General features: G+C 46.9%; 15 protein-coding genes and 1 pseudogene. 8 read left to right on the top strand and 8 right to left on the bottom strand.

What is annotated here, in order from left to right:
• Positions 1-171 precede the first annotated feature (171 nt).
• Complete coding sequence (locus tag QUA47_RS12780; RefSeq protein ID WP_333431008.1) at positions 172-1,557, top strand: cadherin-like domain-containing protein; 1,386 nt, start codon at positions 172-174, stop codon at positions 1,555-1,557.
• A gap of 533 nt (positions 1,558-2,090) precedes the next feature.
• Here QUA47_RS12780 and QUA47_RS12775 read toward each other — a convergent pair.
• A complete protein-coding gene (locus QUA47_RS12775) occupies positions 2,091-2,564 on the bottom strand; it encodes a hypothetical protein (protein WP_333431007.1) in 474 nt (157 codons plus the stop codon).
• Between the two features lie 468 nt (positions 2,565-3,032).
• On the opposite strand from QUA47_RS12775, the gene QUA47_RS12770 reads away from it, so the two are divergent.
• A complete protein-coding gene (locus QUA47_RS12770; RefSeq protein WP_333431006.1) occupies positions 3,033-3,425 on the top strand; it encodes a transcriptional regulator in 393 nt (130 codons plus the stop codon).
• A 16-nt stretch (positions 3,426-3,441) separates the two neighbouring features.
• Here the strand turns inward: QUA47_RS12770 and coaBC are convergent, their stop codons facing one another.
• The 6 genes from coaBC to QUA47_RS12740 form a co-directional block, all read right to left on the bottom strand.
• The gene (coaBC, locus tag QUA47_RS12765) at positions 3,442-4,641 is read right to left on the bottom strand and encodes a bifunctional phosphopantothenoylcysteine decarboxylase/phosphopantothenate--cysteine ligase CoaBC (protein ID WP_333431005.1); all 1,200 of its coding nucleotides are present in this window, start codon (positions 4,639-4,641) and stop codon (positions 3,442-3,444) included.
• A gap of 144 nt (positions 4,642-4,785) precedes the next feature.
• Positions 4,786-4,998: a protein IsiD gene (isiD, locus tag QUA47_RS12760; RefSeq protein ID WP_006632739.1), complete on the bottom strand. Its 213-nt coding sequence runs from the start codon at positions 4,996-4,998 to the stop codon at positions 4,786-4,788.
• 45 nt (positions 4,999-5,043) lie between these two features.
• Positions 5,044-5,667 carry an alpha/beta hydrolase gene (locus QUA47_RS12755; RefSeq protein WP_190662802.1) on the bottom strand — a complete coding sequence of 208 codons (624 nt, stop codon included), beginning with the start codon at positions 5,665-5,667 and terminating at the stop codon, positions 5,044-5,046.
• A 201-nt stretch (positions 5,668-5,868) separates the two neighbouring features.
• Positions 5,869-6,009: a hypothetical protein gene (locus tag QUA47_RS12750; protein ID WP_333405554.1), complete on the bottom strand. Its 141-nt coding sequence runs from the start codon at positions 6,007-6,009 to the stop codon at positions 5,869-5,871.
• 45 nt (positions 6,010-6,054) lie between these two features.
• Positions 6,055-8,145, bottom strand: a complete 2,091-nt coding sequence (locus QUA47_RS12745; RefSeq protein WP_333431004.1) for a CHASE domain-containing protein — start codon at positions 8,143-8,145, stop codon at positions 6,055-6,057.
• A 505-nt stretch (positions 8,146-8,650) separates the two neighbouring features.
• Complete coding sequence (locus QUA47_RS12740; RefSeq protein ID WP_333285238.1) at positions 8,651-10,561, bottom strand: ATP-binding protein; 1,911 nt, start codon at positions 10,559-10,561, stop codon at positions 8,651-8,653.
• Between the two features lie 379 nt (positions 10,562-10,940).
• Between QUA47_RS12740 and QUA47_RS12735 the strand changes: the two genes are divergently transcribed.
• A complete protein-coding gene (locus QUA47_RS12735; RefSeq protein WP_333123502.1) occupies positions 10,941-11,138 on the top strand; it encodes a hypothetical protein in 198 nt (65 codons plus the stop codon).
• A 346-nt stretch (positions 11,139-11,484) separates the two neighbouring features.
• The gene (locus QUA47_RS12730) at positions 11,485-12,330 is read left to right on the top strand and encodes a cyanophycinase (protein ID WP_333217178.1); all 846 of its coding nucleotides are present in this window, start codon (positions 11,485-11,487) and stop codon (positions 12,328-12,330) included.
• A 162-nt stretch (positions 12,331-12,492) separates the two neighbouring features.
• Here the strand turns inward: QUA47_RS12730 and QUA47_RS12725 are convergent, their stop codons facing one another.
• The gene (locus tag QUA47_RS12725; protein ID WP_333285236.1) at positions 12,493-12,741 is read right to left on the bottom strand and encodes a hypothetical protein; all 249 of its coding nucleotides are present in this window, start codon (positions 12,739-12,741) and stop codon (positions 12,493-12,495) included.
• Positions 12,742-13,553: 812 nt separating this feature from the next.
• On the opposite strand from QUA47_RS12725, the pseudogene QUA47_RS12720 reads away from it, so the two are divergent.
• The 4 genes and pseudogenes from QUA47_RS12720 to QUA47_RS12705 all read left to right on the top strand — a co-directional run.
• Positions 13,554-13,754 (top strand): annotated as a pseudogene (locus tag QUA47_RS12720) (glycogen-binding domain-containing protein); the annotation flags it as partial.
• A 189-nt stretch (positions 13,755-13,943) separates the two neighbouring features.
• A complete protein-coding gene (locus QUA47_RS12715) occupies positions 13,944-14,549 on the top strand; it encodes an alpha-amylase family glycosyl hydrolase (RefSeq protein ID WP_333431003.1) in 606 nt (201 codons plus the stop codon).
• Positions 14,550-14,735: 186 nt separating this feature from the next.
• Complete coding sequence (locus QUA47_RS12710; protein WP_333431002.1) at positions 14,736-14,960, top strand: hypothetical protein; 225 nt, start codon at positions 14,736-14,738, stop codon at positions 14,958-14,960.
• Positions 14,903-15,181, top strand: coding sequence for an alpha amylase C-terminal domain-containing protein (locus tag QUA47_RS12705; RefSeq protein ID WP_333431001.1), 279 nt, complete (start codon positions 14,903-14,905; stop codon positions 15,179-15,181). The genes QUA47_RS12710 and QUA47_RS12705 overlap by 58 nt, the downstream gene beginning before the upstream one ends.
• Positions 15,182-15,225: the final 44 nt, after the last annotated feature.

Here is a 15,225-nt window from a genome sequence, read left to right as displayed (position 1 = left end):
TCTCATCAAAAGTTCAAACCAGGTGAAAGTGAGATGAAATCAAGGCAGCTCAGGCGAACGAAATTCGCCGCGCGATCTCGATAGGCGGCGGCTAAAGCAAGAAAACCGACTTCTGGAAAGAAGTCGGGATGTGAAAACTTTCAACTAACCTAACAAGGAAGAACTAACACTATGTTTGAACCAACCTTCAACCTCTCAGACCTCAACGGCAGCAACGGCTTTGCGATTAACGGCATCGCGGCGGATGACCGATCGGGCTTGTCGGTCAGCAACGCCGGGGACGTCAACGGCGATGGCTTTGATGACCTGATTATCGGGGCAGACTTGGCCGACCCCAACGGCATCAACCGTGCAGGGCAAAGTTATGTAGTGTTTGGCAGCAACAGTGGCTTTGGTGCGGGCCTCAACCTCTCAGAGCTCAACGGCAGCAACGGCTTTGCGATTAACGGCATCGCGGCGAATGACTACTCAGGCTCGTCGGTCAGCAGCGCCGGGGACGTCAACGGCGATGGCTTTGATGACCTGATTATCGGGGCACGCTTGGCCGACGCCAACGGCATCCGTGCTGCAGGGCAAAGTTATGTGGTGTTTGGCAGCAACAGTGGCTTTGGTGCCAGTGTCAACCTCTCAGAGCTCAACGGCAGCAACGGCTTTGCGATTAACGGCATCGCGGCGTATGACGAATCAGGCTTCTCGGTCAGCAGCGCCGGGGACGTCAACGGCGATGGCTTTGATGACCTGATTATCGGGGCAAAATTGGCCGACCCCAACGGCATCAGTGGTGCAGGGCAAAGTTATGTGCTGTTTGGTCAGGCAACGACTCCCACCAATCAACCCCCCGTGGCTAACAGCGACAGCGCTACCACGGCTCAAAATACTGCCGTCACCCTGGAGGCTTCAACTCTGTTAGCCAACGACACCGATGTTAATGGCGATAGCCTCAGCCTGACGGGGGTCAGTAATGCTGTCAATGGCAGCGTTACCTTCTCTAATAGCAATGTCATCTTCACCCCCAGCACTAACTTCACGGGTAACGCCAGTTTTAATTACAGCATCAGCGATGGTAAAGGCGGCACCAGCAGCGCTCTTGTCAGTGTCGCTGTCGGCGGTACTCAAATGGGTACCAGCGGCAACGACACCCTCACGGGTACAGCAGGGAACGACTCGCTCAACGGCGGCAGCGGTAACGACAGCCTCACCGGTAATGCCGGAAACGACACCTTGATTGGTGGCAATGGCAATGACTTGATATTCGGCAACGCGGGCAACGACTTACTCAATGGTGACAATGGCGATGACACTTTGAGGGGTGGACTAGGTACGGACATATTGACGGGTGGCAACGGCAAGGATGTCTTCGTGTTTGCCTCCGGCGAGGGCATCGATACGATTAGTGACTTCAGTTTGGGTAGCGATAAAATCGGTCTGACTGGGGGTTTAACCTTTGGGAATCTGTCGTTCTCCGGGAATGAGATTCGTATGGGTAGTGACGTTTTAGCCGTCCTGACTGGGGTGAATACTAATACTCTGACTGCCTCCAATTTCGTCGTAGTCTAGAACCGCGCACCGGCTGAGTGCGACGGGTCAGCCACAAGCGCTGCTGACCCGTCCCCGCGCTACTTTTTGCCTCGACTAAAGAGTCGCTCAATTCAAGGCAAAACATCTCTGATGAAAAGCTCAAGTCCCGCTACGAATCAAACCAGGTGAAAGTGAGATGAAATCAAGGCAGGTCAGGCTTTCCCCACAGCTTGCCTTTTCCTGGGATAAGTTGCCTTAAACCTAATACCGGAATCGCCGGAATCAAGCCTTTTTAACAATCGATTTTCCTCGATATATAGCTAGCAGCAATCGCGCCCTTGAGAAGAGGGCAGAGAATCTCAAAACACGTCCACTAATACAACCCAAGTGCATCAAAGGACAACTCAATTCAATCAATCAGCCGTGCATCAAAATAACGCTTGAGAATGCACCGATGCTGCAATTTGTCAGCCGTCCTTGGCGCCCGTATTTAACTTACTGCTCCGAGTCCCGGTATTCCCTAAAACCTAGGGGCGGCAGTCAAAAAAATCTAAATTCCGCCTGCACAAACTTTACTTTTTAGGTCGCTGCTGCTGGTAAACGCTGATAACTTTATCGGCATAAGTAGCAGTTGCGCCACTTTTGCAAGCTGCGGAGTCCCCTGTCATCCACCAGCAAGCGGCGCGGCGTATGGCGGTTAATTCATTGTTGCTGCTAGCTTTGTATTCGTCGCGCAGCAAATCGCCCACGATACAGCTAACTATTGATTTGGCTTTTGTAGCGTCGGCCTCAAATTGTTGGGGTGTTAAATCTTGTTTGGTACAGAATTTTGCCCAGCGGGAAATATTGCCCGGTAAAACTTGCCACTGACTGTACATTCCGTCATTTGCGGCTTGTGGCGGGGCGGCTTGTCGCAGCGCTTCTACGAGGGCGGAAACTTGGGCGTCGGTGACTGCTTGCGCTGTGGCTGGAAGTGCTTGCAATCCGAGGCTAATTATCAGGCTGCCGAATAGTAGATTGGTTTTTGCGATCGATTTAAAATTCATTCACAATGCCCTGTTTGATTTAAACTTTGTTTCCTCAAACAAGGTTTACTATTTTGTCTATCGAATACCTCTGTCTTAAGTATGATTTCCCCACTTAATGCACTGTCGATCGCCCTTACGATAGAAATTGTTAATCAAGTACGATAAAATCATCGAAGTACAACCCAGGGAAATTCCACGTTACACTACAGCAGAGGGTACGGCACCATTCACCGAGTGGCTTGATGCCCGCCGCGATCGGAATGTTAGAGTTAGAATCAAATCTAGGCTTGACCGAAGTCGAGCAAGGTAATCTCGGAGATTTCAAGTCAGCGGGACAATGAGTTTTTGAACTCAGAATTAATTATGGCCCGGGCTACCGCGTCTACTTCGGACAAGTCTGCTTGACAATTGTGGTAATCCTCATAGCTGGGGATAAAAGCACCCAATAACAGAACATTCGACAAGCTATAGAATACTGGACAGATTATGAAAAACGTGAAAGCACCGACAAGTGATAGCTACCGCGAGGATCTAATTGAATCTCTCCACGAGCCGGAAGAAGCTGCTGGTTTTATCGGGGCTATTTTGGAAGAAAAAGACCCTGAACCCGCACTTTTGAGAAATGCCATCCGAAAGGTGGTTGAGGCTCGAATCAGGATGAATACTCTTTCGGAGTCAGCAAAACAGCATCACGAAAAACTCGACAAGATGCTTGCGGAAAGTGAAGGTTCGGAAATCTATAGTTTGGTAGAATTGCTCGAAGCATTAGGATTTAAACTAGAAATTACTGTCGCAGATACTGAGTTGTCGCCTGACTCAGAAGCGGAGATTGGGGAATCAGAATTATCGCCCGAACCAGTAGTAATTAATCCCAGTTAATGAGTAAATCGCGCCCTCACCCTTCCCTCACAAAATCAAACAATCGGTGAGCCATTTCTAGCTTGCTGCAAGAGACTATTTCTACTTGCTTGCCGGCGGCATTAATTAATATTGCTTGATTGGTATTGCTGCCGAAACCTGCACCTATTCGATCGATCGGGTTTGCGGCAATTACATCCAGTTTCTTCGCCCGCAATTTGTCCAAAGCTGGCTTGACAATATCCCCAGTTTGTGCGGCAAACCCGATTAATTTTTGGTGCGACTGTTTCAAATTTCCCAACTCTGCCACAATATCCCCTACCGGTGCCAACGGCAAACAATTCGGGAGCGATCGCTTCGGCAATTTTTCACTACTGTATTCAGCCGGCTTCACATCGGCTACCGCCGCAGCCATCACCGTCAAATCCGCATCGTGAAAACATTGCAGCATCGCCTGCCGCATTTCTTGTGCACTCGCAACTGCGATCGCCCGCACACCTGACAGCGGCAATTCCCCAGTTATACTGTGTACCAGCGTCACTGTAGCGCCGCGGTGCTGTGCAGCTTGCGCCAAAGCTATACCCATTTTGCCACTGGAAGGATTGCCGATAAACCGCACCGGATCGAGGTGTTCCCGCGTTCCTCCCGCACTGATCAACACCCGAAGGCCCGCTAAATCTCGATCGCCCTTCGCATACAACAGCGATTCAATATGAGGCAAAATCTCATAAGGTTCTGCCATGCGGCCGACACCCGCGCGATCGCACGCCAGCATTCCCGCCCCCGGATTCGCAGCATGATAGCGCCGATAACTCAACACTTCACGCCAATTCCGCTGCACCGCCGGCTGTTCCCACATATCCGTATTCATCGCCGGTGCCAGCAAAATTGGGCAAGTAGAAGCTAAGACAGTATTAGTCAGCAAATTATCAGCAAAACCCCCCGCCAACTTAGCCAAAGTATTAGCTGTCAAAGGAGCAATCACAAAAACTTCCGCCCATTCTCCCAGTTGAATATGCAGGGGGCGGCCGTGACTTGCTTGCCAAAAATCTTTGTCAGTAAAAGCAGGATGGCGGCACAGAGTAGCAAAAGTCAAAGGCGTTACAAACTCCGCGGCTGCATCAGTAAGAATAGCTTTAACTTCCGCTCCAGCTTTTGCTAAAGTTGAAACTACTTCGCAAACTTTGTAAGCTGCAATCCCGCCACTAACGCCGATTAAAATTCGTCTGCCCTTCATGTCATTTTTTCATAAAAAAAAATCAAGAAAGAAATTAAGATAAAAACAGACTCAAATCTCTAATTCATCTGTTTAATCCGCAACAAAATATGCTGCTAACTTCTTCCTCAATTCCGTCGAATTTTTTGACCTAGATTTTTAAGTCTATGCTTCGTCGTAGGCTTCCATATCCAGAAGGTGGAGATAAGGTTCAACCAGCTCCGGCCGCTGAAAGGCAAGCGATCGCAACAAATGCCAATCATTCAATCCCTCAAAAGGATCTGTATAATCGTCAACTTCCAAACGGACAGCCAATTCTGCCACGTCCTGAGAAGTAAGTACAGCAATATCGCGCGATGCTTTGGTTAAAGTTTTCATTTTTTTCCCCTGCCCGAGACTTCCGCCATACTATATACTAAACCTTTAATCAGATTTCGACACAGTTTGTACAACAAAACTTCGCATTACATCTATAACTTCCGGCAGAATCTCGTGTCCCATGTTAAATTCTTGATACTGCACCGCAGCTCCCCAAGCCGTCAAACTCTCGCGCGATCGCACAGCAGCACTAACCGGCACAATAGTATCTTGAGTACCGTGCACGATTAAAACAGGTGGCAAAGCACTCCCAGCAACTGGCGAAATCGGGTGTAAATAACCGCTCAGACAAATTAAACCGGCTACGGGCAAAGTCAACCCCACATCTAGAGTCATCGCTCCGCCTTGAGAAAAGCCACCTAAAATCGTGCGAGACAAAGGCACGCCCGTGCTGCTTTCCAAAGACAGCAAAAATTCCCTCAGCAATTGCCGGCTTTCTACCAACCCTTGAGCGTCTTTGCTTTGAAGGTTATACCACGCTTTGCCGCTCGTTACCTGGGGATGGGGAAATGGGGCATCGGGAAACACAAACTGATAATCCGGCAAATTGAAAACGGGTGCTAAGGAAGTCAAATCCCGAGCATTAGCACCCCATCCATGCAAAGCGACCATCAAAGCGACAGGTTGGCGATCGGTTGTGGGCGGAATGCTAATAGATTGTAAAGACATCGTAGTTAATAATTGGTAATCTGGCCTTGCTACAATTATAAATTGTCACGACGGGTAAAACCCCAAATATTTGTCTTTGGCGATATTGGAGTCGAAATTAGGACGCGATTGCCAATAACTATAACAGTTAACAGTTGACAGTTGAAAATAGACTGCGAAATCCGCAGCTTTCCCAAGTAGAGTGCGGATAGTTCACATTTTCTAAACAGGAATTAGGGAGCATCTCATATTTGTAAAAACACTTTTTCTGGCTCCTTCCTTCTTCCTCTTTTCTTCTTCCTCTTTCCTCCTGCCTCCTGCCTCTTGCCTCCACACTCCAATTTCTAGCTTTGCTGCTTTCATTGAGATGCTCCCAGTAAGACTCAGCTATAAACGAGATTTCTCCCGCTAATTCCAACTGGCACCTACTGCAGGTGAAACCTTAGAAACAGATTGCTTAGACTGTTGCCGCACCGGCACCTCAATCCAGAATTCAGTTCCCTCTCCCGGAGCCGATAGGCACCTGAGCGAACCTTTATGTTTTTCCACTATTTGATAGCCGATCGACAATCCCAAGCCAGTACCTTTGCCTACAGGCTTGGTAGTAAAAAACGGATCGAACAAACGTTTTTTTACATTCTCCGTCATGCCCGCTCCATTGTCAGCAATTCGCACGCATACACAATTAGAACTTACAAGTTCAGTACGAATCCGAATTCTAGGTAAAAAAGCCGCATTATAGGAATTTTTACCATTTGGTAAAATGTGACTTTTTTCTTCATGTAAAACATCAATAGCATTGCTCAAAATATTCATAAATACCTGATTCAATTGTCCAGCCCAGCACTCCACTAAGGGCAAATTTCCGTATTCTTTGATGACTTGAATGCCCGGAAAACCAGGTTGGGGTTTCAGCCGACTATCCAAAATCATCAAGGTGCTGTCAATGCCTTGGTGAATGTCAACCGACTTCATTTCAGCTTCATCCAAGCGCGAAAAATTCCGCAGAGAAAGCACGATCTGGCGGATGCGTTCAGCTCCCATATTCATAGATTTTAGGATTTTAGGCAAGTCTTCACTGATAAACTCCAAATCAATCTCTTGTAGTTTCGCTTGCACTTCTGGTGTTGGGTTTGGATATTGCTGCTGGTATATTTCCACAAGTTCCAGCAAGCTTTGAGTATATTCGCCTGTATGGATCAGGTTGCCAGAGATGAAGTTGACAGGATTGTTAATTTCGTGGGCAACTCCAGCCACCAACTGCCCCAAGCTGGACATTTTTTCAGTTTGGATTAGTTGAAATTGAGTTTCCTGCAAATTTTTTAGTGCCGTTTCTAGTTCAGCGGTGCGCTGTTTTAGTTGAATTGTGCGATCGTACACTTGCTGTTCTACTTTTGCAGTACGTTCTAGAGACATCAACAGGTAAATCGTCAAGCTGCCAGTCATCAATAGCCCGATCGCACAAATTGCCAGCGAACCCTGATGCGTCCTCATACTGTTGTACCCCTTCCCAGGCAAAACTAGCAGCCTCCACTGGCGGTCTGCTACGTTAAATAAGCGAGTGCAAGCACTAGGATTTTTACAGATTTTTCCCCCCAAATTAGTTAACTCTGGCTTTTCGTGTTTTGGGTTATCTATCAACTGTTTAGCTTGTGAGTCGTAGCGCACCAGAAAGCGTTCTTTCTCTATAGCAGAGTTGTCATAGAGGTAAAAATTAATCTTGTCTAAATTTAGCGATTCTAAAGAGGCATCGACCATACTCGTGATCTGAAACAGACCCGCAATAACTCCCATGAGGTTTTGGCGGCCGTTAACCGAGTTATCAACAGAACTTGTGCGGCGGCGTACTGGTAGAAATACTTGCAATCCCGGTTGATTGTTGCTGACTAATCTAATCCGGGCCGAAGCCGCTATTTTCCCGGTATCCACCGATTTCTCTAAAGCTGCTTTGCGATCGGGGCTGGAGGCAACATCAAAACCGATCACTTTGTTATCTTCTTCTAGTGCTTCTCTGTAAATAATGGGAAAATATTCCGATCGCACTTTTGCTTTGACCTGCTTTTTGTCAGGAGTTCGCTCGTAAATTTGAAATGCCGGAAAACCTTCGGCTCGAATTGTTTGTTCGTAAGCTACTTTTTGGGCAGCCGGCACGCGCCGAATCCAGTTAACAGAATGTATAGCAGAATTTCGGGAAAGTGCAGGTTGAGTGAATTGCTTAAAATCTTGTCTGCTAACTTCACTAGATGCGCTGTAGAATGCTTCAAGTGAGTACAGAAATTCTAAATTTTTGTTGATGCTTTGCTGCAATGCCACATTCAGGCGATCGGCTTGCTGATGAAATTCAGCTTGCATTCGTTGGTTTTCCGAATGCCAAACAACGGCTGCGGCTGCCAATGACAAACTCGTGCCGGTGCAAAGAGTCAGCGCTGCTGGAATGTAGCGACGGTGCGACAGTAAACTTTCCTTCAGCGAATTAAACCAATTGCTCGCAACATTCATATTTCCACACCTTCTGCCACCGGAGTGCAATTGTTTAAAGACTTGTGAAGTTCCTTGATAGCACGATCGACAGCCTATAAACTAAATTGTTTAAAAACTTACGATCGCAGCAATAGCACTTACCCTGAGAAACCCAATTTCTACGAAAATATTGGTGTGGTAACGAGAAAGTTGGGAAGCAATTGGCTTTTTACGAATAGTGCATCCCCCACTGAGGGATTGCCACCAATTGTAACTAAGTGTAACGAAGCGAGTTCAAATCTGGGCGAGCCCCAAGTTATATCAAATCCGTTAGCATCGGAATAGTAAATTCGAGTTCACTGTTGACGGTTGACTGTTCACGGCGTCAACAGTCAACAGTCAACAGTCAACCGTCAACATCATTCCGGTGTAACCGGAAATGATATTACTTCCCCGGAAACACCCGAGAACGAGAAAAAGCCTCGATCTGGTGGGGCGGGTAATCAATACCCGCCCTAGAAAGCCAACTTAAATGTGGAACAGCTTACAAAACAGTCCCTATTTCCTTCAAATAAACCCGTGTGAACGGTTCATCATCTCCCAGAGTATACTGTTCGATCAACCCTTGGCGGCGAATAGAAATACTATTTCCTTCCCTCACCACAACAGTATCGTGATCGGTGCTTTCTCTGATCAACATCATCTCAGTTTCTCCCGGATTGTCCAGCACCACCATATTGCTCCCCCCATAAAACATTCCCTCAGCTTCCAAAATATTTCCGGGATATTCAGCAATTAACAAATCGAGCTTGGGATTCCGCAGCAAACTTTGCACGTTAAGATTGTAATTCTTATGCAAAACTTTTTCAGAACGGTTAACAAAAAGTCCCCCGCGGCAAACAGCACCGATCGTCCAATCGGGATGCTGCAAAAGAATGTGGTCGATTGTTTCTTGCAGATCGTGCACCGAAATTTGGTTGAAAGTAATAATCGGAATTCGGGCGGATTTTCCCGAGTCAAAGAAAGTTTCCACAATATGCGACGGCACATCAACCCCTTCTCCGACAGCCGGGTTGAGGTGCATAAAAATTCCCGGCGCGGCATTGATTTCGAGAATCCCAAAATTGCCTGTTTTCCAAGATTTGGCAAGAGTTTCTGTTATCACATCAACCCCCAAACAAGTTAACCGAAAATGTAGGGCAATATCTTGAGCTAAAACAATGTTATCCGGGTGAATACTGTGGGTAGCGTCGATGCTGACGCCGCCTGCGGAAAGATTGGCGACTTTGCGTAGAGACACAACGCGATCGCGCTCTAGGACACTATCTAATGACAGCCCTTGTTCTGCCAGATACATTTCCATCGCTTCGTCGGACTGAATTTTGCTCAGGGCCGAAGTTGGCGTATCCAAACGTTCTGGTTTGCGGTTTTCGCGGCGGATCAATTCGCGAACTGTTGAGTCGCCATCACCTGTTACCCAAGCGGGCCGGCGTTCAGTTGCCGAAACAAATTTGCCGTCAACGCACAACAGCCTAAAATCCGATCCTTTGATGCTGTTTTCCACAATTACTCGCACCGGTTCAGTTTCGGGAATGGCCTTAACTGCTCTTTTAAAAGCGGCTTGCAATTCCTCAGCATCTCGGATATCTGCTGTGACACCAATTCCTTTATGGCCGACTACTGGTTTGACAGCAACTGGATAGCCAATGTCTCTAGCAACTGTCAGAGCTCCGTTTTCTGTGGAGACGATATCGCCTTTGGGAACAGGAAATCCTAATGTAGCGAGAAAAGCTTTACAATCGTCTTTGCGCGTGGTAAAATCAGAGTCTAAATGGCTGTCAGAATCAAAAGTAGTTGCAGAGCCGCGCACGAGTTTTTTGCCGTAACCGTATTGCATCAATCCTTCATCCCACAAATAAAATACGGGAATGCCTTTTTGAGATGCCGCTCGCATTAACGAATAAACTGTCGGGCCTCCGTAAACTGACTGCCGGAACATATTTTGCAGCGCGCCCATTTGTGCTTCCAAGGGAAAGTCTTGATTTTGATTGATGGCTTCAAACCAATCCCAAACTGCGTAAACTACGGATCTGGCGGTGCGGGCGTGAAGTGCTTCTATGCTAATTCTGTTAAACTGAGAAAACGGCTGGATGTTCCAGTTTTGGAAGTGCAAACCCATGTCGAGTTTGGCTACTTCTGAGGCGGTACGGCCGAAGAGTTGGGCGTGGTTCGAGAAAGTTTCGTGCAGGATTTGCGGGTAGCGATCGCCAATAATTTCCTGGTAATGTGCGATCGGCAAAGGTTCGCTCGCGCCCGTCAACGCTAAATCGAAAACTAAAGCTGCTGTGTCTAAATAAGGGTTTGGCCCCATATAGTGTTTGAAGTTGAACACATCAAAAACATCTGTTTTTCGAGCATTGACGCGGGCTGTTTCGGTGCTTTTTTCTTGCAACATTTTCTAACCTCCTTTTAGCTAATTTTTAACGGTAACTTTATACTCGGTGCAGGGGATACTACCTGCGGGCATAGATATCGCACTGCTCAGTTGAGACAACTACTCCGACCCATTCTGCCTTCAGCCTTATTGCGAGAGTGGGGCAGTGGGGGAGTGGGGCAGTGGGGGAGTGGGTGAGAGGGGAGAGGGGAGAGTGGGAAAATATTCCTTCTTTCTTCAAGATCTGACTGAGCATTCATGACTAAGCATTGATAACTAAGCACTTATAACTAATGACTACTTCCTTCCCCGTTCAGGAAAAACCTATAACTTTAGAGAGGTACACTCCCCACTTATAATTGTTTATGACTGTGAAAGAAAATTTAAGAAGCAGCAAATTATGAAGATCGCACAAACTGCTCTCAGGGATAAAGTTCATGAATTAGCTGAGGAAGCATTTCACCGGAAGCTAATTTCTGGCTACGGCGACGGTCAAAACAGCAACGAATATCAGATTGTCTGGAACGGCAAACCCAGACACCTACCTTTAGAACGCGCGAGCACCATATTGAGCAATTTGATCGAGCGATCGCACTAACGGGCGATCGGACTAATTCAGGACTGACGCTGATCAATCTGATTTCTACGAGCAATCAGAGGAGGATTAGCGAAGAATCAGGTCAGAAACCGGATCGATCACCCCCCCCGCGTCGGCCTTGTAATTTAAGCTCATTTTTTGACCCCTCCTATCTCCTGTTAGGGGGGGTAAGTTTTTTGTGTCGATCGTCGAGGATGAGTAAACACCCACATCACCCTTGAGCTCTGTGCGTGCTGGAGGGGTAGAAGTCTGAGATTTTTTGGTATCTATATATACCTTTGGGCCGTTTTCGGAAAAAAGAAGTTTGTGTTTTAGTGAAATTAAATAAATTAACAGTGGAGATATTATGGCGAGCCAGGAAACTCAGGGAAAGTTGCTAATTATTGGTGGCGCGGAAGACAAAGAGGGGGACTGCAAAATTCTGCGGGAATTCTTGCGCTGCGCCGGAGGCACTAAAGCCCGCATTGTAGTAATGACCGCTGCAACAAGCCTACCGGGAGAAGTAGGAGATAATTACATCCGAGTGTTTGAGCGACTTGGCGCTGAAGATGTGCGAGTTATTGACACTCAAAGACCCGAAGATGCCAGCGATCCAGAGCATTTAGAAGCGATCGAACAAGCCACGGGCATATTCTTTACCGGCGGAGATCAAGCGCGGATTATTAGCTGCTTGAAAGACACCAAACTCGACGCAGCTATGCACAAACGCTACTCTGAAGGGATTATCATTGGTGGCACCAGTGCCGGCGCGGCGATGATGCCAGACATGATGATTATTGAAGGAGACTCGGAGACAAATCCCCGCGTTGATGCGGTAGCAATGGGCCCGGGAATGGGTTTCCTTCCCAATGTTGTCATCGACCAGCATTTCGCCCAACGAGGTCGTCTGGGACGCTTAGTTACGGCACTCTTGCTGCAACCGGCTGTGTTGGGATTTGGTATTGACGAAAATACAGCTATTTTAGTCCACGGTGACGAGTTAGAAGTCATTGGCGAAAGCGCTGTAACTGTCATCGACGAGTCGGAAAAACTCCACGACAATATTGAGGGACGCTTGAAGGATGAGGGTTTAGCGATTTGCGGGGCCAAGTTGCACATCCTCCCCCACGGATATCGGTTTAACTTGAAAACTCGCCAGCCGGTGTTTGATAGCGCAGCAACAACAGCAGAGAGACAAAGGCAGCTCGCCTAATTTACTGGCAACTGGCAAACGTCTCAAAAGTATGTAGGGTGTGCAGTGCACACCTTACCGCTGCAACGAAGTAGGATGGTTAAAAACCCAGTTTCTGCGTCCAAAACCAATAAAAAGAAGAGGTGAAATCCTCTTCTTTTTATTGCTGCGGTTTCGGGGTTTTTAAGCAGTTTTCTGTTCGCCAAAAATCGACTGCTGCGCTTCTTCAGTCGATATTAAATTCCACCCTTGAACTCTCAGCTTCTGAAATGTTGCCCATCCCTTAGAACCGCCCGGTTCCCGGTAGTCGGATACAGCAAACTGCGGAAAAGCTGTATAAGGCCGCCACGCCTGACGGGCATCGGTACGCAAGTGCAATATCTTTTCTCCATTGCCTCCGAGTCGGGGCAACCAACACATTTGTTTTAGCATTTTTAACACTCCAGAGTTTTACAGTAACGGTAATTCGCCAACATCCCACATTAAACTTTTAGAGCCTTAGAGCCACTGCTCGGAATATCTAACGGGTAACAGGGACGAATGAGATTTTCACCAATTACCAATTACTGAGGTAGCAGCAGTCGTTAAAGCTGATTTTGGTTCTACAAAGTTTGCCGGTCAACAACTATAAAACAAGTGCTGCCAAGACATAAGCAAAAATAATCATTGCTATTCTCGGCTCAAACTTGGCTTAAAGTCGCAGGAAAACCCAGTTGAATATAGGATTCATGTTTCTGGTTTCCCTTGCCTTATAATTACAAGCTCATCCTCTCTGTTCCCGCATAAAATGACCTCTTTCTACGGTATTATTCCTGTCCGCTAAAAAATGTTTCTTTAGTTACAAATCTTAAATATTCACCACGATTTATTTAGTTATCAAAAGTTAAATTACTTTTCATACAATACTTCGGACAGTTTTGGATAGCCAACCGTAGAATAGGGGTTCAAGCCTCTAAGGCAAGTTCGCTACCAACAGAAAATCTAGGGTTTCAGACTGCGAACTCAAAACAGTCCGGACTATTTTTCATAAATAGCACTTAATAAGTTTTAGTTACTTTAACTACATTTTTGATTAAAATCAGGTTTCGGGTGCCTAGGGGCGCACCTTACTCAATCGCTAGGGTTCGCACTACTAAATCCTCCGGCTGCGCCCCCAAGTACCTTACAACATAAGAGATACAGGTTTAACTCTTAAGAACAAGAACGGTGGCGACAGATTTACCAAATTGTAAAAATCACTACTAATCACGCTTATAAGTTCTGCAAACCAGGTATTCCTGACCGCTGCAATTGAATTCAAACTCTTCGCTCCCAACAACAAAGCAGCTACACTGCTCGGCTCCTTTTCCCAATGGGCAGCAATTCCCTTAGAAAAAGATGAGAAACGTTATTTCCTCACTAACATTAAGTTAGAAGACGGTATTTATCAATACAAATTCCGAGTTCAGTCGCAAAGTCCATGTTTTGAACCGGACGAATGGGTAGAAGTCAATGACCCCTACGCTACTGAAATTGACCGCACTACGGATACAAGTACAGTTCGCATCAAAGCAGGCGCGCGAATTATTGATACCTATGTTTGGCAGCACGACGACAAAGAACTCCCCAATAATGAAGAATTAGTCGTTTACGCAATGCACGTTGCTGATTTTTCCGGGCGGGATGGTTCCGAAAGTGGCGGTAAATTCCAGCAGGTGAGGGAGAAATTAGATTATCTGTGCGATTTCGGGATAAATGCGATCGAACTAATGCCAGTTAATGAATATCCGGGCGATTATAGCTGGCGCTACAAAGTCCGCACTTTCTTTGCCCTGGAGTCCAGCTACGGCGCAACCGCAGATTTGAAGCAATTGATTGACGAGTGCCACGGACGGGGCATCCGAGTGCTCCTGGAGGGGATTTACAACCACTGCGATGAAGAATGTCCCTTATTGCTAATCGATCGCAATTATTGGTACTACCGCGACAAACACTATCCCGAAGATCCGGCTAACTACTGGGGCTCGGAGTTTAACTACGAAAACTTCGACCCACAACTCGGCATTCGTCCTGCTTGGAAATTCATCGGCGATGTCGTTAATTTCTGGATTCAAGAATATCATATCGACGGGATTCGCTACGATGCAGTGCGACAGTTGGACAATCGAGATTTCCTGCACTGGATAATTCGTGAAGCGAAAAAAACCGCTGGCGACAAGCCATTTTACAACCTAGCAGAACACTTTCCCCAACTTCCCTAACTCGTCGCTGCCGACGGGCCGACGGATGGGTGCTGGCACGAAAGTTTTCGCATTTTTGCCATAGAAAATCTCGCGGGGGATACTTTAGATATTGAAAAGCTCAAGGAAGTTCTGGATGCCAAACCACAAGGCTATCAAAAGGTAACTAATGTTATCAATTATTTAGCCAGTCACGACCGATCGCACTTGCTGGCGGCAGAAAGCTTTCTGACTCTCGACCCAGAAGCGGCTTTGAAACAGGCTAATTTGGGAGCATTTTTGTTAGTCACAGCAGTAGGAATACCGATGCTGTGGATGGGCCAAGAGTTTGGACAATCCGCTCGGCAAACTCCCAACCAGCCGAATAAACTGCAATGGTTTTTGTTGAAAAATCAGCCAAATCTGAGTTGTTGGGATACTACAAACACGTGATTCGGCTGCGGGAAAAAGTTCCGGCACTTTATACCGAAAATATTGAATTTATCCACGAAAATGCCGAAGCCAAAGTCCTCGCTTACTACCGCTGGAGCGAGGAGGGAACGCGAGCATTAGTTGTCGCCAATTTTTCGGATACTTATCTATCTGGTTACTGCATTCCTAAGTTTCCGGCTGCCGGAACTTGGCACGAGTGGATGCACAACAAAATCGTATAAGTTGGGGAAGAAGGGTTTAAGTTTGATTTGCCGGAATGGTCAGC

This window comes from Microcoleus sp. MON2_D5, from assembly GCF_036701905.1.
Lineage (GTDB): Bacteria > Cyanobacteriota > Cyanobacteriia > Cyanobacteriales > Microcoleaceae > Microcoleus.
This window is presented reverse-complemented; position numbering and strand designations above follow the sequence as displayed.